Annotated in this window: 18 protein-coding genes; 11 read left to right on the forward strand and 7 right to left on the reverse strand. The window is 54.8% G+C overall.

Annotated features, from left to right (window positions below; all coding sequences use genetic code 11):
* Positions 1-23: 23 nt before the first annotated feature.
* Positions 24-2342 (reverse strand): type VI secretion system Vgr family protein, encoded by a 2319-nt coding sequence (locus ACUY4Q_RS01600; protein ID WP_458045405.1) that lies wholly within the window; start codon positions 2340-2342, stop codon positions 24-26.
* 337 nt (positions 2343-2679) lie between these two features.
* Here ACUY4Q_RS01600 and tusA point away from each other — a divergent pair, with 337 nt between their 5' ends.
* From tusA to ACUY4Q_RS01620, 4 genes are all read left to right on the forward strand, one after another.
* Entirely contained in the window at positions 2680-2925 is a 246-nt protein-coding gene (gene tusA / locus ACUY4Q_RS01605; protein WP_458045406.1) for a sulfurtransferase TusA, read from the forward strand.
* A gap of 187 nt (positions 2926-3112) precedes the next feature.
* The gene (locus ACUY4Q_RS01610) at positions 3113-4096 is read left to right on the forward strand and encodes a TRAP transporter substrate-binding protein (RefSeq protein ID WP_458045407.1); all 984 of its coding nucleotides are present in this window, start codon (positions 3113-3115) and stop codon (positions 4094-4096) included.
* A 22-nt stretch (positions 4097-4118) separates the two neighbouring features.
* The gene (locus ACUY4Q_RS01615) at positions 4119-4628 is read left to right on the forward strand and encodes a TRAP transporter small permease (RefSeq protein ID WP_458045408.1); all 510 of its coding nucleotides are present in this window, start codon (positions 4119-4121) and stop codon (positions 4626-4628) included.
* A gap of 10 nt (positions 4629-4638) precedes the next feature.
* Positions 4639-5925: a TRAP transporter large permease gene (locus tag ACUY4Q_RS01620; protein ID WP_458045409.1), complete on the forward strand. Its 1287-nt coding sequence runs from the start codon at positions 4639-4641 to the stop codon at positions 5923-5925.
* Between the two features lie 579 nt (positions 5926-6504).
* Here ACUY4Q_RS01620 and zntA read toward each other — a convergent pair.
* The 4 genes from zntA to rsmD form a co-directional block, all read right to left on the reverse strand.
* A complete protein-coding gene (zntA, locus tag ACUY4Q_RS01625) occupies positions 6505-8706 on the reverse strand; it encodes a Zn(II)/Cd(II)/Pb(II) translocating P-type ATPase ZntA (protein ID WP_458045410.1) in 2202 nt (733 codons plus the stop codon).
* A 75-nt stretch (positions 8707-8781) separates the two neighbouring features.
* Complete coding sequence (locus ACUY4Q_RS01630; RefSeq protein WP_458045411.1) at positions 8782-9408, reverse strand: lysoplasmalogenase; 627 nt, start codon at positions 9406-9408, stop codon at positions 8782-8784.
* A gap of 124 nt (positions 9409-9532) precedes the next feature.
* Complete coding sequence (locus tag ACUY4Q_RS01635) at positions 9533-9802, reverse strand: DUF1145 family protein (protein WP_458047234.1); 270 nt, start codon at positions 9800-9802, stop codon at positions 9533-9535.
* A complete protein-coding gene (gene rsmD / locus ACUY4Q_RS01640) occupies positions 9792-10394 on the reverse strand; it encodes a 16S rRNA (guanine(966)-N(2))-methyltransferase (protein ID WP_458045412.1) in 603 nt (200 codons plus the stop codon). The genes ACUY4Q_RS01635 and rsmD overlap by 11 nt, the downstream gene beginning before the upstream one ends.
* 188 nt (positions 10395-10582) lie before the next feature.
* Here rsmD and ftsY point away from each other — a divergent pair, with 188 nt between their 5' ends.
* The 4 genes from ftsY to rpoH all read left to right on the forward strand — a co-directional run bounded on the left by ftsY (position 10583) and on the right by rpoH (position 14899).
* The gene (gene ftsY, locus ACUY4Q_RS01645; RefSeq protein ID WP_458045413.1) at positions 10583-12055 is read left to right on the forward strand and encodes a signal recognition particle-docking protein FtsY; all 1473 of its coding nucleotides are present in this window, start codon (positions 10583-10585) and stop codon (positions 12053-12055) included.
* A 2-nt stretch (positions 12056-12057) separates the two neighbouring features.
* A complete protein-coding gene (gene ftsE / locus ACUY4Q_RS01650; protein WP_458045414.1) occupies positions 12058-12726 on the forward strand; it encodes a cell division ATP-binding protein FtsE in 669 nt (222 codons plus the stop codon).
* Entirely contained in the window at positions 12719-13777 is a 1059-nt protein-coding gene (ftsX, locus tag ACUY4Q_RS01655) for a permease-like cell division protein FtsX (protein WP_458045415.1), read from the forward strand. The genes ftsE and ftsX overlap by 8 nt, the downstream gene beginning before the upstream one ends.
* Positions 13778-14044: 267 nt before the next feature.
* Positions 14045-14899 (forward strand): RNA polymerase sigma factor RpoH, encoded by an 855-nt coding sequence (rpoH, locus tag ACUY4Q_RS01660; RefSeq protein WP_458045416.1) that lies wholly within the window; start codon positions 14045-14047, stop codon positions 14897-14899.
* A gap of 56 nt (positions 14900-14955) precedes the next feature.
* Here rpoH and pdxR read toward each other — a convergent pair whose 3' ends face one another.
* Positions 14956-16428: a MocR-like pyridoxine biosynthesis transcription factor PdxR gene (gene pdxR, locus ACUY4Q_RS01665; RefSeq protein ID WP_458045417.1), complete on the reverse strand. Its 1473-nt coding sequence runs from the start codon at positions 16426-16428 to the stop codon at positions 14956-14958.
* A gap of 106 nt (positions 16429-16534) precedes the next feature.
* Here pdxR and ACUY4Q_RS01670 point away from each other — a divergent pair, with 106 nt between their 5' ends.
* Positions 16535-17800, forward strand: a complete 1266-nt coding sequence (locus ACUY4Q_RS01670; RefSeq protein WP_458045418.1) for a 4-aminobutyrate--2-oxoglutarate transaminase — start codon at positions 16535-16537, stop codon at positions 17798-17800.
* Between the two features lie 251 nt (positions 17801-18051).
* Positions 18052-19155, forward strand: coding sequence for a branched-chain amino acid ABC transporter substrate-binding protein (locus ACUY4Q_RS01675; RefSeq protein ID WP_458045419.1), 1104 nt, complete (start codon positions 18052-18054; stop codon positions 19153-19155).
* 386 nt (positions 19156-19541) lie between these two features.
* On the opposite strand, the gene panM is transcribed toward ACUY4Q_RS01675, so the two are convergent.
* Positions 19542-19925 carry an aspartate 1-decarboxylase autocleavage activator PanM gene (gene panM / locus ACUY4Q_RS01680; RefSeq protein ID WP_458045420.1) on the reverse strand — a complete coding sequence of 128 codons (384 nt, stop codon included), beginning with the start codon at positions 19923-19925 and terminating at the stop codon, positions 19542-19544.
* A gap of 472 nt (positions 19926-20397) precedes the next feature.
* Between panM and livK the strand changes: the two genes are divergently transcribed.
* Positions 20398-21507, forward strand: a complete 1110-nt coding sequence (gene livK / locus ACUY4Q_RS01685; protein WP_458045421.1) for a high-affinity branched-chain amino acid ABC transporter substrate-binding protein LivK — start codon at positions 20398-20400, stop codon at positions 21505-21507.
* Positions 21508-21621 lie beyond the last annotated feature (114 nt).

Consider the following 21621-nt stretch of genomic DNA (forward strand, 5'->3'; position numbering starts at 1 on the left):
GTAACTTATTCACATGCATTGAATTAAATGATTAATAGTCGAATTTGAATATTTTCTTTGCTTTCGGTAATGAAGGTTTCTGTATAACCATTCTTATCTGTTTGTCCATTTTTCTCAGTTCCATTATTTAAAAAGGCGATATAACGCGTACCCTGGTACGGTATGTCTTCATCATCTGTAAAATGGAATTGGAGTTTGTATTGGTTTTTATCTTCCGAATTATCCTGATCATCAGAAGCCTTATCTTCAGCATTGCCATTATTATTTCTTTCATCCTGAGGTGATTCTTGTTCCTCAGGCGTTTCTCCATCCTCCAGCCCCTCCATCACCCCCGGTAACATCACCCCCACCGGTGTCCCCGGACGTCCGCCACTGTTCAGGTTGATTTTCGGCCCCACAATGTCCACCCCGCCGGGGTGTATCACCACAAAGGAGCCCCCCACCCGCAGGGTGATTTGCGTGTCGCTCTGCAGCACAATTTCACCCCGCGCACGGGTGCCGGAGGCGCCCGTCACCTTCAGTGCCTGGTCGCCGTTGACCGCCAGACTGTGCCTGCCCTCCACCCGGCTGAGGTGGTCCCCGGTGGTGCTGTGGTTCTGGTTTCCCTCCACGGTCACCGTGCGGTCATTTGCCACGTGCAGTCCGTCGTCGTGACCGGTGCTCACCCGCCTGTCGTTCTCCACACTAAGCATCTGGTCATTACGCACGGTAACGGTCCGGTCACGGGCCACGGTGAGGGTCTGGTCGTGCCCGATGCTAATCCGCTGGTTGTTGCCAATGGTCTCGGTGTGGTCCACCTTCACGTCCGTGGTGCGGTTGTTCAGCACCTCGGTGTCCATGTCCTTCTGGGCGTGGATGTACACCTGCTCCTGGTCCGTCGCATCCTCAAAGCGCAGTTCGTTAAACCCGTCACCCCGGTAGGTTTTTGAGCGGATGGTCATCTGCGTCTTCGTGTCCGGCAGGCGGCCGGGGGCACGGTTCACGTCATGGTACAGACGCCCCGTGATGACCGGCTGGTCCGGGTCACCGTGGAGAAAGTCCACAATCACTTCCTGGCCGACGCGGGGCAGGGCCAGATTGCCGAACCCGGCCCCCGCCCAGGCCTGGGAGACCCGTATCCAGCAGGAGCTGTCTTCGCTGTTGCCGTGGTAGCGGTCCGGGTGAAAGCGCACCCGCACGCGGCCGTATTTGTCACAGAAGATTTCCTCGCCCGGCGGGCCCGTGACCACCGCGCTCTGCGGACCGTCGACCCGCGGCTTCGGCAGCGGGGAGCGTCGCCAGGTGCGGTCTGCCGGGATAACCTCCAGGCGGTTGCTCAGCGTGGTGCCTTCCCCCGGACTGCCGTGCTGCGCCTGCGGCTGCCGGCCCTCCAGGAGACTGCCGGTGACCTGCCATTCCCGGTTCAGGGGAGAAGACGGGTGACCGGTCAGGGTGAACCGTCTGCCGGGCCACAGTACCGGGGAGTTACTTCTGCAGGTGGCGGTCTCTGCATCCTGGCGGTATCCCTCCGCCTGATAACGGGCAAAATCCCGCCCGTGCTGTTCGTCCTTGAAGCGCCCGGGGTAGTCAAAGATTTCGTAGTACGCGCGCTGGCCGTTGAGTTCACGGGGATGATGGCTGAAGGTGCCCTGCCAACTGGGGGCTTTGAAAGTGTAATCCTGCGTCTGCACCGAGGAGGGGCGTATCTGCGCCCGGTAACGGAATTCGCTGATGCAGTCCGTCAGGACCCCGGTGCGGGTGTTGGGGTTAAAGGGCAGGTCACCCACGGTGGCGACCCCCGCGACATCATCGGTGAGCACCAGTTTCTGCTCCGCGCCCCCGGAGGCGCAGCTGTCATAGAAGAAGATACCCTCTTCGGCCCACAGGCGGCTCAGAAAACCGAGGTCGGTCTCGCCGTACTGGACGCAGAATTCGCGGGCCGGATGGGCCTCATAAAAGCGGGACACCCGGCCGGTGACGCCGTGTTCCGTGAGCAGGGTGGCGGTGATGTCCGCAATGTTCTGCTGCTGGAAGAGGCGGAAATTCTGTCGCAGACCGCAGCGCCAGAGGGGAGGCGAGAGCGTCAGGGCATAGCCCATCTGACCGTGCGCGTTCTGCGCGAGGTCGAAGCCGGTCACGATGCCGGTGAGGACGCGCCGGGGAGTGTCGCCCTGCCAGACGGTGAAGGTGGCGTTTTTTTCGAGGAAATGGGCCGGGGTATAGCCGGACAGCCTGCTGGTGACCTCTGCGTGGAGGCAAAAGGGGGTGGAGAGGGACTGGAGAAGGGAAAAGGTGACGACGGCGGTGGCACGCGGGGGAAGCCCCTCCACGTCAAGTGTAAAACGCAGGCCTTCCTGAGACATAGATTCCTCCGTGAACAGGCACGCTACCGCCGGAGGAAACCGTGTTTTCTCCGGCCTGGCATGACCTGATTATCCTTAATATGAGAAGGGATAATTGCAGACGAGAGGAGTGAGGCGAAGCGATAACATACAGGAAGGGTGAAATTCGGAATTTGTATAGGATGGTAGGCACAGGAAAAAATAAAGAATGCGCCGCTGAAGATCTTCTCCAGCGCGCATAAAAAAATCAGTAAGCGAGGCGTTTTGAGATTGTTTCAGAATCACTGGACTAAAAAAGGATCCTTAACCAATCGGCATTGGCGTAAACTATGGCCGATTTTTATCAAGCGAGATGACCATGACCGACCCCTTTATTTCCGCCGACCATACTCTTGACGCGCTGGGCCTGCGTTGCCCCGAGCCGGTGATGATGGTGCGCAAAGCCGTTCGCACCATGCAGCCGGGTGAAACCCTGCTGGTGATTGCTGACGATCCGGCGACAACCCGCGACATTCCAGGGTTCTGCCGTTTTATGGAACACGAACTGGTGGCCCATGAGACGGAATCGCTGCCCTATCGGTATCTGGTGCGCAAAGGCCAATAATCTGCGGTTAGCAAGCCGCTTTTTTGCGCAGTTTGCGATCCTTGCCACCATTTTAAACCGACGTTTCATTATTTGGCGCTTTTTGTGAGGCGCTTCACCTTCGCTTTTCCAGCGGTAGTCTAGTTTTTAAGCGTAAAACTAAAACATTGTTTTAACATTTACCTTTCACTGCCCTGGAGAAGACCCGATGAAAACGACTTTAAAGCCGTTGCTGGCCGCGCTGTGCCTGTCCACCGTGTCACTGATATTCGTTCCCGCCGTTAATGCACAGACTATTAAAGCCGCCGACGTGCATCCCGAAGGTTACCCCAATATTGTTGCCGTGCAGAAAATGGGGGAAAAACTCAAGCAACAGACCGACGGTAAGCTTGAGATCAAGGTCTTTCCCGGCGGCGTTCTGGGTGATGAAAAACAGATGATCGAGCAGGCGCAAATGGGCGCTATCGATATGATTCGTGTCTCCATGGCCCCGGTCGCCGCCATTCTGCCGGATATTGAAGTCTTTACCCTGCCGTATGTTTTCCGGGATGAAGACCATATGCACAAGGTTATTGACGGCGATATCGGTAAAGAGATTGGCGATAAGCTGACGGCTAATCCAAAATCCCGGCTGGTGTTTCTCGGCTGGATGGACTCCGGTACGCGCAATCTCATCACCAAAAAGCCAGTGGTGAAGCCTGAAGATTTAAACGGGATGAAAATCCGCGTTCAGGGTAGCCCGGTCGCCCTGGCGACGTTAAAGCTGATGGGCGCCAACTCGGTAGCGATGGGCGTTAGCGAAGTGTACAGCGGCATGCAAACAGGCGTTATTGACGGTGCGGAAAATAACCCACCAACGTTTATTGCTCATAACTATATGCCGGTTGCTAAAAACTATACCCTCAGCGGCCACTTTATTACCCCCGAAATGTTGCTCTACTCCAAAGTGAAATGGGACAAACTCAGCCCAGACGATCAGAAAAAAATCCTCACCCTTGCCCGTGAAGCGCAGTTCGAACAGCGCAAACTGTGGGAAGCCTATACCCAACAGGCGCTGGATAAAATGAAAGCAGGCGGCGTGCAATTTCACGACATCGACAAAGCGGTGTTTATCAAAGCGACAGAGCCGGTGCGCGCCCAGTATGGCGACAAGCATCAGGATCTGATGAACGCTATCGCTAACGTTAAATAACCCCACTTTTCGCGGAGAATCTATGTCAGAACTCTACTTAAAGTGGATGGATCGCCTGTATCTGCTCGCCATGGCGGTCGCCGGCATATCGCTTCTGGTGATGACCATCGTGATTCCCATTGGCATCTTTTCACGTTACGTACTGAATCGTGGGGAGTCCTGGCCAGAACCCATTGCCATCATCTGCATGGTCACCTTTACGTTCATTGGCGCGGCGGTAGGTTACCGGGCCGGCTCCCACATTGCGGTCAACATGCTGACTGACCGCCTGCCGGAGATGCTGAAGACAGTTTGCGCACGGCTTGTCGATCTGCTGATGCTGCTGATTTCGCTCGTTATGTGCTGGTATAGCTACTGGCTGTGCGTTGAGCTTTGGGAACAGCCTGTTGCAGAGTTTCCTTTACTGACGTCGGGCGAAAGCTATCTGCCACTGCCGGTAGGGTCGGCCATTCTGATCCTGTTTGTGCTCGAACGACTGCTGTTCGGCTCGCAGGAAAACCGCCCGGTTGTATTAATTGGCAACCATGGTTAAGGGGTGAACAATGGACGCATTTGTATTGTTATTCACCCTCGCCATACTGTTGGCGCTGGGTATGCCGGTGGCGTTTGCCGTAGGGCTGAGCGCCGTCGCTGGCGCGCTGTGGATTGATCTTCCGCTGGAAGCGCTAATGATCCAGATAACCAGTGGGGTGAACAAATTCACACTGCTGGCTATCCCGTTTTTTATACTGGCGGGGGCGATCATGGCGGAGGGCGGCATCGCGCGGCGGTTGGTCAACTTTGCCTATCTGTTTGTCGGGTTCATTCGTGGCGGGCTGTCGCTGGTGAATATCGTCGCGTCGACCTTTTTTGGCGCGATTTCCGGCTCCTCGGTGGCGGATACCGCCTCCATCGGTAGCGTGATGATCCCGGAGATGGAAAAGAAGGGCTACCCGCGTGAATATGCGGCGGCGGTCACTGCCAGTGGATCGGTACAGGCGATTTTGATCCCCCCGAGCCATAACTCCGTTATCTATTCGCTGGCGGCAGGAGGCACGGTATCCATTGCGACGCTATTTATTGCGGGCGTTCTGCCGGGCTTACTGTTGGGGCTGAGCCTGATGATTTTGTGTCTGGGTTTTGCCCACAAACGCGGTTACCCGAAAGGGGAGCGGATTCCCTTTAAGCAGGCGATCAGGACGTTCGTTGATGCGCTATGGGGGCTGATGACGGTGGTGATAATCCTCGGCGGGATCCTCTCCGGGATTTTTACCGCGACGGAATCAGCCGCTGTCGCCTGCCTGTGGGCCTTCTTCGTGACTATGTTTATTTACCGTGATTACAAATGGAATGAACTGCCGAAGCTGATGTGTCGTACCGTGAAGACGGTCACCATTGTTATGATTCTTATCGGGTTTGCGGCTGCTTTTGGCGCGGTCATGACCTATATGCAGCTTCCGATGCGCATCACCGAATTTTTCACGTCGTTGTCAGACAACAAATACGTGATTCTGATGTATCTGAATATCATGCTGTTGTTGATTGGTACTTTGATGGATATGGCGCCGATCATCTTGATCCTGACGCCGGTGTTGCTGCCGGTGACGAATGCCCTGGGGATTGATCCGGTTCATTTTGGCATGATCATGATGGTTAACCTCGGGATCGGATTGATTACGCCTCCCGTCGGATCGGTGTTATTTGTCGCCAGTGCGGTGAGTAAGCAGAAGATTGAAACGGTGGTGAAGGCCATGCTGCCGTTTTATGCCATGCTGCTGGTGGTGCTCGGGATGGTGACCTATATCCCGGCGATTTCTCTGTGGCTGCCGGGCGTGTTGGGCATGCAGTGACGGATGCTCTCTCCCTGTGCTGAGGAATCCCCACGTCGGTCCCCTCTCCTCTTTGGGGAGAGGGCAAGGGTGAGGGGGAAACATGCGGCTCTGATGGTTATTCCGTTCACCTTATGTTCCTTGCTTTTCTGTAGCGCCAGAACCCGTGAACGTGCCAGGGTGGCTCGCCGCCGCCACCCTGGCGACCCGGGCTCCCGGCAAAGAAAATCGCCGCTGGCGCGGTTCACTCAGCGTATTCCTTCAGGCTTATCGGGGACGGGCGAAGGTAACGTCCGTGTAAAGTCGCCCTCGCCGCGCATCCCTGCGCGTCGCCCCGGCCTTACGGATACGCTTCGTCGATTTTCAGCCGGACCCAGTCATCGCGGTGAGTGTTGTGTTCTCATGGCGCAGTGTTATCGCTGTAAAACATAATATTACTGGGGATTCCTCTCCCACGGGAGAGGGAGCAGACACTAAAAACGGCACCCGGTGGTGCCGTTTTGCTTTTACCCTTCTGCGGTCTGATGCCCTCACCCCGGCCCTCTCCCACGGGAGAGGGAGCAGACACTAAAAACGGCACCCGGTGGTGCCGTTTTGCTTTTACCTCCGCAGAAGCCGCAGGGCGTTTGCTGTTACCAGTACCGTTGCGCCGGTATCGGCCAGCACGGCCAGCCATAACCCGGTCATGCCAAGCAATGTTGTCACCAGGAATATGGCTTTCAGTCCCAGCGCGAGCGCGATGTTCTGGCGAATGTTGGTCTGGGTGGCGCGGGCTAAAGTTATCATCTGCGCCAGACCACCGAGCCGATTATGCGTTAAGGCCGCATCGGCCGTTTCCAGCGCCACGTCCGTTCCGCTGCCCATGGCAATGCCGATAGTGGCGGCCTTCATGGCAGGGGCGTCGTTAATACCGTCGCCGACCATCGCCAGCGGTGCCTGTTTATTCAACGCAATCACCGCGTTGACTTTATCTTCCGGCAACAGACCGGCACGGAAATCCATCTTCAGCTCAGCGGCAATGGTCGCCGCGGCGCGGGGGTTATCCCCGGTCAGCATCACGCCCTGTACGCCAAGTTCCCGCAGTGCCGCAATGGCCTGGCGTGCGTCCTCACGCAGGGTGTCGCGCAGGGCAATCGACCCCATCATCGCCCCTTCTCGCAGCACCACAATCACCGTTTCGCCCTGATTTTCCTGATGACGAATAGCCATTAGCAGATTGTCTTCCAGTAAATTACCAGCCAGTTTATCCGGTGCGCTCAGGCGTATGGATTCCCCATTGACCTGGGCTTCAATCCCTTTGCCCACTAACGCACGTTGGTTTTCAGCGTGAGGCAGAACCAACCGGCGCGCTTCGGCTTCGCGTAAAATGGCCTGTGCGAGGGGGTGAGTCGAACCTTGTTCAACGGCGGCAGCCAGCATCAGCAGTGTGTCTTCACTGCTATCGGCAAGCGGGTAAATACCGGTCACATTGGGCTTGCCTTCGGTTAAGGTGCCGGTTTTATCGAAGGCGAGTTGCTGAACGGACGCCAGTTGCTCCAGGGCGGCCCCCCCTTTAATCAACGCACCATATCGGGAGGCGGCGGCAAGTCCTGAGGTAATCGCTGCTGGTGTTGAGATCACCAGCGCGCACGGGCAACCGATCAACAGCAGCGTCAGCCCTTTATAGATCCATGCCAGCCATGCGTCGCCCAACATCAGCGGCGGCACAACGGCTACCAGCAGAGCGACCACCATGATAGCGGGGGTATAAATCCGGCTGAAGCGGTCGATAAAACGTTCGATGGGCGCGCGACGTTCTTCAGCTTCTTCAATCAGCTTCAGAATGCGATCGATGGCACTTTCGCCGGGCATTGACACCACGTTGAGCGTTACCAGGCGGTCAACGCTGGTGGCACCGGCTGGAATGCTGTCACCGCGGACATGCTCTACGGGGAGAGATTCGCCGGTTAAGGCACTCTCATCAAAGCTGGCGAAAGGAGATATCAACTTACCATCTGCCGGTAAACGCCCCCCGGCCGGGACTTCAATCACATCGCCTGGGCGCAGCACGCCGGCCGTTACGCTCTCGCGCTTGCCATCGACGATGCGGATGGCGGTATCCGGTTTTAGCGCCATTAATGCGCTGACGCCACGACGGGCACGGCTGGCGGCCCAGCCTTCGAGTCGTTCCCCCACGAGGAACAGCAGCAGTACCATCGCCGCTTCTGCAGTAGCGCCGATAAACAACGCCCCAATGGCGGCCACGCTCATCAATGTTTCAATGGCAAACCAGCTGCCACTGCGCATCAGGCGTAATGCCTGGCGGGCAATCGGGAACAAGCCCACCAGGGTGGTAATGATAAATGCTGCCTGACCAAAGGGGTGGTTAAACTGCTCCAGCAGCCAGCTTGCGCTCATCATCACCATCAGCAGAATCAGCGGCAGATTTTCCCGCAGCCGGGAAGGGGTAGGTTCTGCAGGCGCGCTTTCGCTCTTAAGGCTGTAGCCCGCCTGTTTAACCGCTTTTTCCACCTGCTGACGAATATCGCTTGCGGCAACCACGGTCAGTTTTTCCGTGGCAAAGGCCACCTGAACGAGACTGACGCCGTCAATCTGGCGTACAGCATTTTCTACTTTTCGTGCACAGGCACCGCAGTCCATCCCGGCGACGAGCCAGCTATAACGTTCGCCTTCGCTGCTTTCAATGGGCGTGACAGACGTTTCGCATGCGTCACCGCACTCGCAGGTTGGTGTTTCGATGTTCACCGGGCGCATTTTCAGCGTGGCAAACTGAGGGGTTTTGGCGGTATTGGGGGGCGACATGGCATCCTCCGGTGAATGATAATTTTCTCATTAACCGGAGGATACACTCTGGAGTCGACTCCAGAGTCAAGCGTTTTAAATATACAGTGAACGCACGATCAAGAAATGCCCGGCAAAGTAGCAGGCTGCGGAGATAGCGTTATCTGCCCGGAAACGACGGCGATAGTGGCTCCCCAGCCAGACAACATTGCTGATAAGCAGCAGGGCTGCACCCACGAAGGCAGAGAGCGCCGGGCTGGTTGGGCGGAAGAACCACAGTTCACCTGCCAGCCAGACCATCACCAGCGTCATGGCGATAAAGGTACAGACCGGCATCCGCAGCGTTTCAAGGCGCGTCCAGATAACCCCAATCAGCAGAGCGCCGATGATGAGCAGCGCGACCGGCAGCGGCCAGAAAAATGAAAGCGTCATCTGACTGGCGAAGTAGATGGTGTACAACAGATGGGCGAGGAAAAACGCCCCAATGGCATACAACAACTGCTGTCGTGGCAGCAGCGTGAGCGCATCACCGACCAATGACGCACAAAGCCCGGCCAGTACAAGGTAGCTAATGGCATCGAACATCGGCGCCTGCCAGGCGAGCAACAACAGTAAGAGTAGCGTGACGGGTTTAAACACCCAGCGTTGCCATGTGGGCCCCCGGTAGGAGGCATCCACATACAGCCAGGCGGAGAAACAGACAGCAATAAATGACCAAAGCATAATAAGTCCCTGAATCCGTTATTGTATCGCGAGCACCATGCCCACGGCTCTTGCCTTGAGTTTAGTGGTCGCGACGGGCGAATGACAATGTTACGGAAGACAGGGGAATCTTAAAAAGGTGCTTTTATTTTTTTGCCTTGAGTTTTTTGAGCCAAATCAGCAGTTCAAAAACGCCAAACAGGAAGATGCGAAATTCTTCCAGGCGGGTCATCTGCGGGCCATCTTTCGGCAGCGTTTTTTTCATCATCGTGGCCTGCAGCGCATGCATAAACACGGTAAAGAACAGGGCAACGTTGACGAAGATGTTGAGTGGCTTCGGGAACGGGGAAAACAGGTTAAGCAGAAGAAACGCCCAGACGAAGAGCATCAACAGACGCCCGAGGTTAATCAGTATGTTCATCTTTCACTCCTTGTGATTCACGCAGATACAAACGGTAGGCGACCTGCCCGGCGATTTTCTCCCGGTGCAGACTCCAGCTTGCCGGGACCGGCGGCAGACCGTTTTCTACTTCGCTTTCCACATAGATTAGCGCGTCATCCGCCAGCCAGCCGTTGTTTTCCAGCAGCGTTAAGGTTTCTTCGAGCATACCTTTACGAAACGGCGGGTCGACGAAGACGATATTGTGCGGCGTCCCCGCCTGGGCCAGAAATGCCAGGGAATTGCCGGTGACCACGTTGCCGTTGCTGGCTTTTAATGTCGCCAGATTCTGCTGCAACTGCTGCGCGACGCCACGTTCCATCTCAAGCAGCGTGGCGCTGGCGGCATAGCGGGACAGCGCTTCTAAGCCCAGCGCGCCGCTGCCGGCAAAGCAGTCAAGGCAATGTGCATCAACCATGGACGGCGCCAGCCAGTTGAACAGGGTTTCACGCACGCGGTCGGTGGTAGGGCGCAGGCCGGGGCTGTCTGGTACAGGGAGTTTTCGTCCGCGCCATTGTCCGCCAATGATGCGGATTTGGCCGGTGGTGGCCCGAGTGGGTTTCTTCATGGTCTTCGCTTTGCTCATCATTTCGGCCTGCTATTCTAGCGGCGTGTCGCGCGGCGCGAAACCTTAATCCGCAGGCGGTGAAGCGTGTTCAGGAAAGTGATAGACTATTTAGCTAATTACATTTTTTTAGCCCCGGCTACGGCAATGTGGGCTTGTGCCATAAATTAACCGCGGGAGTATGGTCGCAAATGGCGGATGAAAAGAAACGTGGCTTCTTCTCCTGGCTCGGCTTTGGGCAAAAAGATCAGGCAAAAGAAGAAGTAAAAGAACAAGTAAAAGAAGAAGTCCAGCAACAGGAGACGGCGCAGCCAGCCGAATCTGAACAACCGCATACCGAGCAGGAGAGTGAAGCCTTCGCGCAAGACGTGGTTGAGGTGACGGAACAGCTCGTTGAACGCGATGCTGAGCCAGATATTGTTGAAGCGCCACAGCCTGCTGCGGTTGAACGCGATGCCGGGCCAGAAATTGTTGAAGTTCCACAGCCTGCGGTGGTTGAACACGAAGAGCTGCCGTTGCCGGAAGAGGTGTCTGCGCCTGACATTGCGCAAGAAGAGTGGCAGCCAGAGCAGGAAACTGTAGATGAAGAAGAGGCACCGCTCAGCGATGAAGAGCTGGAAGCGCAGGCTTTAGCCGCTGTTGCTGCCGAAGAGGCGCTGGTGGTTGTACCGGTTGACGCACCGGTAGAAGAATCTGTAGACGAACCGGTTGAAGAAGCCGTGGTTGAGCAAGAGAAACCAACCAAAGAGGGCTTTTTCGCACGTCTTAAACGCAGCCTGCTGAAAACCAAAGAAAACCTCGGTTCCGGATTTATCAGTCTGTTCCGTGGCAAAAAAATCGATGATGATCTCTTTGAAGAGCTGGAAGAGCAGCTGTTGATTGCCGATGTGGGCGTTGAAACGACCCGTAAGATCATCGCCAATCTGACCGAAGGCGCCTCGCGCAAGCAGTTACGTGACGCCGAAGCACTCTATGGTTTGCTGAAAGAAGAGATGGGTGACATTCTTGCCAACGTCGACGAGCCGCTGAACGTAGAAGGCAAAACACCTTTTGTTATTCTGATGGTTGGCGTTAACGGCGTGGGTAAAACCACTACCATCGGTAAACTGGCGCGCCAGTTTGAGCAGCAGGGCAAGTCGGTCATGCTGGCCGCTGGGGATACCTTCCGCGCCGCTGCCGTTGAGCAGTTGCAGGTGTGGGGCCAGCGTAACAACATTCCGGTCATCGCTCAGCATACCGGTGCGGACTCAGCTTCGGTAATTTTTGATGCGATTCAGGCAGCGAAAGCGCGCCACGTGGATGTGCTGATCGCCGACACTGCCGGGCGCTTGCAGAATAAAGCGCACCTGATGGAAGAACTGAAGAAAATTGTCCGCGTTATGAAAAAGCTGGACGAGGATGCCCCGCATGAAATCATGCTGACTATTGATGCCAGCACCGGGCAGAATGCGGTAAGCCAGGCCAAACTGTTCCATGAAGCTGTTGGCCTGACAGGGATAACGCTGACCAAGCTGGACGGAACCGCCAAGGGGGGTGTCATCTTCTCGGTCGCCGATCAGTTCGGCATTCCTATTCGTTACATCGGGGTCGGCGAACGTATTGAGGACCTGCGTCCGTTTAATGCGGGCGATTTTATAGAGGCACTTTTTGCCCGAGAGGATTAACAATGATTCGCTTTGAACACGTCAGCAAAGCCTATCTCGGTGGGAGACAAGCGTTGCAGGGGGTGACTTTCCACCTGCAACCGGGCGAGATGGCATTTCTGACCGGCCACTCCGGCGCAGGGAAAAGTACTCTGCTTAAGCTTATTTGTGGCATCGAGCGGCCAAGCGCCGGGAAAATTCTGTTTGCTGGGCATGATATTTCGCGCCTGAAAAACCGCGAAGTGCCGTTTTTGCGTCGACAGATCGGCATGATTTTCCAGGATCACCATCTCTTAATGGACAGAACGGTATACGACAACGTGGCGATCCCGTTGATTATTGCCGGCGCCAGCGGGGATGACATCCGCCGTCGCGTCTCTGCGGCGTTAGATAAAGTGGGCTTGCTCGACAAAGCGAGAAGTTTCCCCATTCAGCTGTCTGGTGGTGAGCAACAGCGCGTGGGCATTGCCCGTGCGGTGGTGAACAAGCCTGCGGTGCTGCTGGCGGATGAACCGACCGGTAACCTGGATGAAGCCCTCTCTGAGGGGATTTTACGTCTTTTCGAGGAGTTCAACCGCGTTGGGGTAACGGTTCTGATGGCGACGCATGCCCTGGGGCTTATTTCCAGCCGTCCTTACCGCGTCCTGTCCCTCAGCGACGGGCATATGCATGGAGGCCGCATCGGTGAATAAGCGCGAGGCAATGAACCACATACGCCGGTTCGGCGGCAAATTAGATCGTTTCCGTAAGTCGGCAGGCGGTGCAGGGGATGCGGGACGTAACGCTCCGCGCCGGGGTAAAACGCCACCGAAACCGAACTCGCGTAAAACCAATGTTTTTAACGAGCAGGTGCGCTACGCCTTCCAGGGGGCGTTGCAGGATCTTAAAAGCAAGCCGTTTGCGACCTTCCTGACGGTGATGGTGATCGCCATCTCCCTGACGCTGCCGAGCGTCTGCTATATGGTTTACAAAAACGTCAACGAGGCCGCCTCGCAATATTACCCGTCTCCGCAAATTACCGTGTACCTGGATAAATCGCTGGATGACGATGCGGCAGCCCAGGTGGTGGGGCAGTTGCAGTCCGAACAGGGGGTTGAGAAGGTCAATTACCTGTCTCGCGAAGATGCGCTGGGGGAATTCCGTAACTGGTCGGGGTTTGGCGGCGCACTGGATATGCTGGAAGAAAACCCGTTGCCGGCGGTCGCCGTGGTGATCCCGAAGCTGGATTTCCAGGGAACCGACTCGCTGAATACGTTGCGTGATCGTATTACCAGGCTGCACGGCATTGATGAAGTGCGTATGGACGACAGCTGGTTTGCGCGTCTGGCTTCTCTGACCGGGCTGGTCGGGCGGGTGTCGGCGATGATTGGCGTATTAATGGTGGCGGCTGTTTTCCTGGTCATTGGTAACAGCGTGCGCTTAAGTATCTTCTCTCGTCGTGACACCATCAACGTCCAGAAGCTGATTGGCGCAACGGATGGCTTTATCCTGCGTCCTTTCCTGTATGGCGGGGCACTACTGGGCTTTTGCGGCGCGTTCCTGTCACTCATTCTTTCTGAGATTCTGGTGATGCGCCTTTCATCGGCGGTGACCGAAGTGGCGAAGGTGTTCGGCACGCAGTTTGAATTAAGTGGTCTGTCGTTTGATGAATGTTTGCTACTGCTGCTGGTGTGCTCAATGATTGGCTGGGTGGCCGCCTGGCTTGCCACAGTTCAACATTTACGTCACTTTACTCCACAGTAAAAAATCTCTGATATACTCTTTCCCTGCAATGCAGTATTCCCGTAGCAGGGAAAGCGTATAACTCATATCTCCCTTTTCCTGCCCCGGTTTTTCATACTTATGTCACATTTTGTGCCTAATTTATTCACAACCCATCCTGGAACTTGTGGATAAAATCACTGTCTGATAAAAGAGTGAATGCTATTCTCGTTGCTCATTAACGCTGGCATGTTTGTTGCCTGATGGGGACAGACCGCCGCCAGTCGGATGTAAATTGAGAGGATTTGAATGACCAAAGAAATGCAATCTTTAGCTTTAGCCCCTGTTGGTAACCTGGAGTCTTACGTCCGGGCTGCGAACGCATGGCCGATGTTGACGGCTGATGAAGAAAGGGCATTGGCTGAAAAGCTGCATTACCAGGGCGATCTGGAAGCAGCTAAAACGCTGATCCTGTCTCACCTGCGCTTTGTTGTTCATGTTGCTCGTAACTATTCGGGCTATGGCCTGCCGCAGGCTGACCTGATTCAGGAAGGTAACATCGGCCTGATGAAAGCCGTGCGCCGTTTTAACCCGGAAGTGGGTGTACGTCTGGTCTCTTTCGCCGTGCACTGGATCAAAGCCGAAATTCATGAATACGTGCTGCGTAACTGGCGCATTGTGAAAGTCGCCACCACCAAAGCACAGCGTAAACTGTTCTTTAACCTGCGTAAAACCAAGCAGCGTCTGGGCTGGTTTAATCAGGATGAAGTGGAAATGGTGGCCCGTGAACTGGGCGTGAGCAGCAAAGACGTGCGCGAAATGGAATCCCGTATGTCGGCACAGGATATGGCGTTTGATATGTCCTCCGACGACGATTCCGAAAGCCACGCGGTTGCGCCGGTGCTCTACCTGCAGGACAAATCGTCTAACTTTGCTGACGGCATTGAAGATGATAACTGGGAAGAGCAGGCCGCTAACAAACTGACCTTTGCGATGGAAGGTCTCGATGAGCGTAGCCAGGATATTATCCGCGCCCGTTGGCTGGACGACGACAACAAGTCCACGCTGCAGGAACTGGCAGATCGTTACGGTGTTTCCGCTGAGCGTGTACGCCAGCTGGAAAAGAACGCGATGAAGAAACTGCGCGCTGCCATTGAAGCGTAATTAATACGCGAAAGAATAAGCCGGGTTAAGCGAAAGCGACCCGGCTTTTTGTTGTCTTAACTCTGCCCTTTGATGCAGTCGAGCAGTCCCTTAAACGCTGCCTCCATCTCCTCCTCTTCCATGGCGGCAAAGCCCATTAACAGGCCTTTAAGCGGCTCATTTCCTGCGTAATAGCGTGAAAGCGCGCGCACCAGAATGCCCCGTTCGTTCGCCCTGCGAGCAAGGGCTACGTCATCGCATTTGTCGGGCAGTGACAGCACCAGGTGCAGGCCGGCATTGTCGTTATATTCACTTAAGGCCTCTTTTCCGAGCGCGTCTGTAATCAGGCCTGCCAGCCGTGCGCGGCGTCGGGCATAGAGTAACCGCATTCGACGAATGTGCGCCGTGTAATACCCTTCGCTGATAAACAGCGCCAGCGCTTCCTGATCCAACAGTCGCCCACCACGATAAAGCTCCGTATGCGCTGTCTTTAAAGCCTGCATCAACGGGCGAGGCAGCACCAGATAGCCGAGACGAAGCCCTGGGTAGAGTGTCTTACTGAATGTGCCGGTGTAAATGACCGGGGCATCGTCCACCAGGCCCTGCAGCGCAGGGATGGGCTGACCGGAAAAGCGAAACTCGCTGTCGTAATCATCCTCGACAATCCAGCTTCCCGTTTGCCGTGCCAGCGCTAATAAACGCTGGCGACGTTCAAGACTCATCACGCAGCCGAGAGGATACTGGTGAGAGGGGGTAACAAAAATCAGTTTTGGCGGCATATTCCCGGCTTCGGGAGGATTCATACCGGCATGGTCGACGTTGATGGATTCCAGCGTGACGCCATTCATCGCCAGGACATTGCGAATGCCCCAGTAGGCGGGTTCCTCAATCCAGGCGCTATCGCCGGGATTACACAACATGCGTGATACCAGATCGATCGCCTGGTGAATGCCTTCGGTTATCAGGATCTGCTCTGCGCTGCATTTAACCGATCGGGTGATGCGTAGATAATCCACCAGAGCCTGCTGTAATGCCGGGCTTCCGCCGGCGCTGCTATAGGAGAGCTGACTGGCCTGCGGCTTTCGACTGACGCGGGCGTGGATTTTACGAAACAGCGTATGCGGAAAAGCATTCACATCGGGTACGCCGGGCAAAAACGCGCCCCACTGACGCGGGCTGGCGCTGCTGCGCTGGATGAGCGTCAACCCTCTGTCGGACAAGTGTAAGGGTAGGTCGCCTGCGGCATCTTCTGTTCGTGATGACGGGGCTGAGAGCAGGCTGTCCGGTACGGTCTGCGCCACAAAGGTGCCGCTGCCGGTACGTGAAACCACATACCCTTCTGCCAGCAACTGTTCATACACCGTTAGCACCGTATTGCGTGACAGATGCAGTTCGGTCGCCAAATCACGACTGGGCGGCAGACGACTTTGCGGCGGCAGGCTGCCATCAAGAATCGACAGGCGAATCGCGTTATAGAGTTTTTTATGCAGCTTGCCATCGCGCTGCGCGTCCAGGCGCAATTGCAATAAGTCACTGACAAGTGAACGCAATTGGATCCCTTAATAATTCAAAACTGGTACTCGATTATAGGACCGCTTGTGGCATTGTGGCAAAAGATGACTGCTGCTAAATGAATCAGTGACGGGGGAGTACAGGGTGAAAAATAATGACTTACAAGCACGCCGTTTAGCGGCGACACCGCGTGGAATTGGCGTCATGTGCGGCTTCTATGCCGACAAAGCAGAAAATGCCACGCTGTGGGATGTCGAAGGTAATGAAGTGATCGATTTTGCAGCCGGGATTGCGGTGCTGAATACCGGGCATCGTCATCCGAAAGTCATTGCTGCGGTGGAAAAACAGCTACAGGCCTTTACCCACACCGCTTATCAAATTGTTCCTTACGAAAGCTATGTCTCGCTGGCGGAGCGCATTAACGAACGCGTCCCTGTCGAAGGCCCGGCAAAAACGGCTTTTTTCTCGACCGGTGCTGAAGCCGTTGAGAACGCCGTAAAAATTGCTCGCGCCTACACCAAACGTCCTGGCGTCATCACCTTTGGTGGCGGTTTCCATGGCCGAACGTACATGACCATGGCGCTGACCGGCAAAGTGGCTCCCTACAAAATCGGTTTTGGCCCTTTCCCCGGTTCTATCTTTCATGCGCAATTTCCAAATGCCCTGCATGGCGTGAGTACGGCTGAGGCGCTAAAAAGTCTGGATCGTATTTTTAAAGCGGATATTGCCCCCGATCAGGTTGCTGCTATTTTGCTGGAACCGATTCAGGGCGAAGGTGGGTTTAACGTCGCGCCTGATGATTTTATGCAGGCCCTGCGTAAACTTTGTGACACGCACGGCATTCTGCTGATTACCGATGAAGTGCAAAGCGGTTTTGCCCGCACCGGCAAGTTATTCGCCGTGGAGCATTTCAGCGTGAAGCCTGATCTCATCACCATGGCGAAGAGCCTCGCGGGAGGCTTGCCGCTCTCGGCGGTCGCCGGGCGTGCAGAGGTGATGGATGCGCCAGCCCCTGGTGGGCTGGGTGGTACTTATGCCGGTAACCCCCTGGCGGTGGCGGCAGCGCATGCCGTGCTGGATGTTATTGAAGAAGAGGATCTGTGCGAGCGTGCGAATCATCTTGGCAAACACCTGGTCGAAGTGCTGACGAAAGCCAAAGCGGACTGCCCGTTCATTGCGGACATTCGTGCCCAGGGGTCGATGGTGGCCGTCGAGTTTAACGATCCACAAACCGGGGAACCCTCAGCGGAATTTACCAAACAGGTACAGGATAACGCGCTGGCCGCCGGGTTGCTGCTACTGAGCTGCGGCGTTTATGGCAACGTCATTCGTTTCCTCTATCCGCTGACGATCCCTGAAGTTCAGTTCCGTAAAGCGCTGGATATCATTCACCAGTCGCTGACACGATAAACCTCTTTGCTTCCCCGAGCCGCCTTTTTGGCGGCTTTCTTATTATGTTCATCTGTCTGTTATCTATCCTTCAAAAATGTTGTTCCAAATTTCAGAAAATGGGGTATGTTTTAGCAGAGAATGCTGCAAAGGCACGGGCAGACTGGCTCCGAATCACTATCATATTCTTTTCTTATGATGGTAAACAAAATAATGTGCCGAACAACAACATCACAACAAATTCAATCACCATAAGAATGGGGAACCTCAGGATGAAAATGAAGGGCAAAGCGTTACTGGCAGGATGTATTGCGTTAGCGATGAGCAACATGGCATTTGCCAAAGATATTAAAGTTGCCGTTGTCGGTGCGATGTCTGGCCCGGTTGCGCAGTACGGTGATCAGGAATTTACGGGTGCTGAGCAGGCTGTTGCGGATATCAATGCCAAAGGCGGTATCAAAGGCGACAAACTGGTCATCACCAAATACGACGATGCATGTGACCCGAAACAAGCGGTCGCGGTAGCAAACAAAGTGGTCAACGATGGCATTAAATACGTTATCGGCCACCTGTGCTCCTCTTCTACTCAGCCAGCGTCTGACATTTATGAAGACGAAGGCATTCTGATGATCACCCCGGCAGCGACCGCACCTGAGCTGACTGCACGTGGTTATAAACTGACACTGCGTACCACTGGCCTGGACTCAGACCAGGGCCCAACCGCTGCAAAATACATTCTTGAGAGCGTGAAACCGCAGCGTATTGCTGTTATTCACGACAAACAGCAGTACGGTGAAGGTCTGGCGCGCGCAGTACAAGACGGCCTGAAGAAAGGCGGCGCGAACGTTGTCTTCTTTGACGGTATTACCGCAGGTGAAAAAGACTTCTCTACACTGGTAGCGCGTCTGAAGAAAGAGAATATCGATTTCGTCTATTACGGTGGTTACCACCCGGAAATGGGCCAGATCCTGCGTCAGTCTCGTGCCGCGGGTCTGAAAACCAAGTTCATGGGGCCGGAAGGCGTAGCGAACGTTTCCCTGTCTAACATCGCGGGCGAATCTGCTGAAGGCATGTTAGTCACCAAACCGAAGAACTACGATCAGGTTCCAGCGAACAAACCTATCGTTGATGCGATCAAAGCGAAGAAACAGGATCCAAGCGGTGCCTTCGTCTGGACCACCTACGCGGCACTGCAGTCTCTGGCCGCTGGCCTGAATCAGACCGCAGAACCGGCTGAAATCGCAACCTGGCTGAAAGCTAACTCTGTTGAAACCGTCATGGGCCCGCTGTCCTGGGACGAAAAGGGTGATCTGAAGGGCTTTGAGTTCGGCGTGTTTACCTGGCATGCGAACGGTACGGCCACCGACGCCAAATAAACAGCAAAAAGGCAACGCAAGTTGCCTTTTTTAATGTTTGCTCCCTCTCCCCGTGGGAGAGGGCCGGGGTGAGGGCATCAGGCCGCACCAGAATAAAAGCAAAAAGGCAACGCAAGTTGCCTTTTTTAATGTTTGCTCCCTCTCCCCGTGGGAGAGGGTCGGGGTGAGGGCATCAGACCGCACCAGAATATAAGCAAAAAGGCAACGCAAGTTGCCTTTTTTAATGTTTGCTCCCTCTCCCCGTGGGAGAGGGTCGGGGTGAGGGCATCAGACCGCACCAGAATAAAAGCAAAAAGGCAACGCAAGTTGCCTTTTTTAATGTTTGCTCCCTCTCCTCGTGGGAGAGGGCAGGGGTGAGGGCATCAGACCGCACTGCCCCACAAAAACTAACGCTTCACCCAGCCATCGTTTTGCGCGGTAAAGCCCATCGCCTGAGCGAAAGCGGCCATCACCGTGCGATCTTCTACCCCGGCTTCGGTAATCCACCAGGTGGTGATGTTAGGGTTTTCACGCATCACCTCTTCCAGCAGATATTTTCCTACGCCACGACGGCGGGTGACATCACGTATGCGCAGGGAATCCAGCGCACCTTGTGCGCCCAGCAGCGTCACGCGAACCGCGCCTAACAGGCGGTCATTAAAACGTGCCGCATAGATGTGGTGTGTCTCATCAACCTGCAACGATGCAGGGGAGTATTCCGGCCAGACTTTAGCTAAATCAATATGATCCTGGTCGGTGAATTTCACCAGACGGATGATAGTCAATTTCATGTACAGCGTGTCCATGTCTCTCAAGATAAGGCAGTGTAAACAATTTCCTCTGTTACGGGCTGATACTTTTTTATATTTCGATTTGCAGGCGATTACTTTTGAGGCAAGCGTTGTAGCAGTTTTAAACATCAGTGAATGAAAACCAGCCAGCATTTTCCGCTGAAAGGTAGCGTTTTATTCCGCTCTTTGTGCCATTATTTTATGCTGCAAACTGAACTTTTTTGGTTTATCTCCAGGAGAATTCAGAATATTATCTTAGCTTAATCGCCTGAAAAATAGAGTATTTACTCTGGTTTTTGCCAAAATACTGCGCTAAACCATTCATGGCACTGGTAAAAATAGTGTTGTCTATTAAAAGTACAGAATGCTTTTTAACCATATAAAAACAAAATTTTCACACATCGATCTCATGTCGCGACGACGTGACCTGATGAGAACGTGTGGTACTACATCACGAACGGGGATTTGAAGTATGAAAAGGAACGCGAAAACCGTTATCGCGGGGATGGTTGCATTTGCGATGTCTCACGCGGCCATGGCCGCTGATATTAAGGTCGCGGTTGTCGGCGCGATGTCCGGTCCGGTTGCCCAGTGGGGCGATATGGAGTTCAACGGCGCACGTCAGGCCATTAAAGATATCAATGCGAAGGGCGGCGTAAAGGGTGACAAACTGGTGGCGGTGGAATACGACGACGCCTGTGATCCTAAACAAGCCGTGGCAGTCGCCAACAAAATCGTTAACGACGGCATTAAATATGTGATTGGGCACCTTTGCTCATCATCGACTCAGCCAGCGTCTGATATCTATGAAGATGAAGGCATTCTGATGATCTCCCCGGGGGCTACGAACCCGGAACTGACACAGCGCGGCTATAAGTACATCATGCGTACCGCTGGTCTGGACTCTTCACAGGGGCCGACTGCGGCGAAATATATTCTGAGTGCCGTTAAGCCTCAGCGTATCGCCATTATTCACGACAAGCAGCAGTACGGTGAAGGTCTGGCACGCTCCGTTCAGGAGAGCCTGAAAGCCAGCGGGGCCAATATCGTCTTCTTCGACGGCATTACCGCCGGTGAGAAAGATTTCTCTGCGCTGGTGGCGCGCTTGAAGAAAGAAAATATCGACTTTGTCTACTACGGTGGTTATTACCCGGAGATGGGGCAGATCCTGCGCCAGGCGCGTTCAAACGGTCTGAAGACCCAATTTATGGGGCCGGAAGGGGTAGGCAATGCCTCCCTCTCGAACATTGCGGGTGAAGCGGGCGAAGGCATGCTGGTGACGATGCCAAAACGCTACGACCAGGATCCGGCCAACCAGGGCATCGTGGATGCACTCAAAGCAGAGAAAAAAGATCCGAGTGGTCCGTATGTTTGGATCACTTACGCCGCCGTGCAGTCGCTTGCACAGGCACTTGACCGTTCAGGCAGCAACGAGCCGCTTGCACTGGTCAATGATTTAAAAGCCAACGGGGCTAAAACCGTAATTGGGCCGCTGAACTGGGATGAGAAAGGCGATTTGAAGGGATTTGATTTTGGTGTCTTCCAATGGCACGCCGATGGGTCATCTTCGGTAGCTAAATAAGGCAACCACTCATCATACTTCGCGCCGCAGAGGCGTTGGCTTCGCTCGCTCACCCCGGTCACGTACTCAAGTACGCTCCCGGGGATGAGCGGGCTTGCCGCCTTTCTGCAACTC

This window comes from Phytobacter cepae (assembly GCF_054165735.1).

Bases quoted from the DNA above. Each gene is read 5' to 3' on its own strand.
- ACUY4Q_RS01600 (WP_458045405.1), bottom strand. From the start codon at position 2,342: ATGTCTCAGGAAGGCCTGCGTTTTACACTTGACGTGGAGGGGCTTCCC.
- tusA (WP_458045406.1), top strand. From the start codon at position 2,680: ATGACCGACCCCTTTATTTCCGCCGACCATACTCTTGACGCGCTGGGC.
- ACUY4Q_RS01615 (WP_458045408.1), top strand. From the start codon at position 4,119: ATGTCAGAACTCTACTTAAAGTGGATGGATCGCCTGTATCTGCTCGCC.
- rsmD (WP_458045412.1), bottom strand. From the start codon at position 10,394: ATGAAGAAACCCACTCGGGCCACCACCGGCCAAATCCGCATCATTGGC.
- zntA (WP_458045410.1), bottom strand. From the start codon at position 8,706: ATGTCGCCCCCCAATACCGCCAAAACCCCTCAGTTTGCCACGCTGAAA.
- ACUY4Q_RS01675 (WP_458045419.1), top strand. From the start codon at position 18,052: ATGAAAATGAAGGGCAAAGCGTTACTGGCAGGATGTATTGCGTTAGCG.
- livK (WP_458045421.1), top strand. From the start codon at position 20,398: ATGAAAAGGAACGCGAAAACCGTTATCGCGGGGATGGTTGCATTTGCG.
- ACUY4Q_RS01630 (WP_458045411.1), bottom strand. From the start codon at position 9,408: ATGCTTTGGTCATTTATTGCTGTCTGTTTCTCCGCCTGGCTGTATGTG.
- ftsE (WP_458045414.1), top strand. From the start codon at position 12,058: ATGATTCGCTTTGAACACGTCAGCAAAGCCTATCTCGGTGGGAGACAA.
- rpoH (WP_458045416.1), top strand. From the start codon at position 14,045: ATGACCAAAGAAATGCAATCTTTAGCTTTAGCCCCTGTTGGTAACCTG.
- panM (WP_458045420.1), bottom strand. From the start codon at position 19,925: ATGAAATTGACTATCATCCGTCTGGTGAAATTCACCGACCAGGATCAT.
- ACUY4Q_RS01610 (WP_458045407.1), top strand. From the start codon at position 3,113: ATGAAAACGACTTTAAAGCCGTTGCTGGCCGCGCTGTGCCTGTCCACC.
- ftsY (WP_458045413.1), top strand. From the start codon at position 10,583: ATGGCGGATGAAAAGAAACGTGGCTTCTTCTCCTGGCTCGGCTTTGGG.
- ACUY4Q_RS01620 (WP_458045409.1), top strand. From the start codon at position 4,639: ATGGACGCATTTGTATTGTTATTCACCCTCGCCATACTGTTGGCGCTG.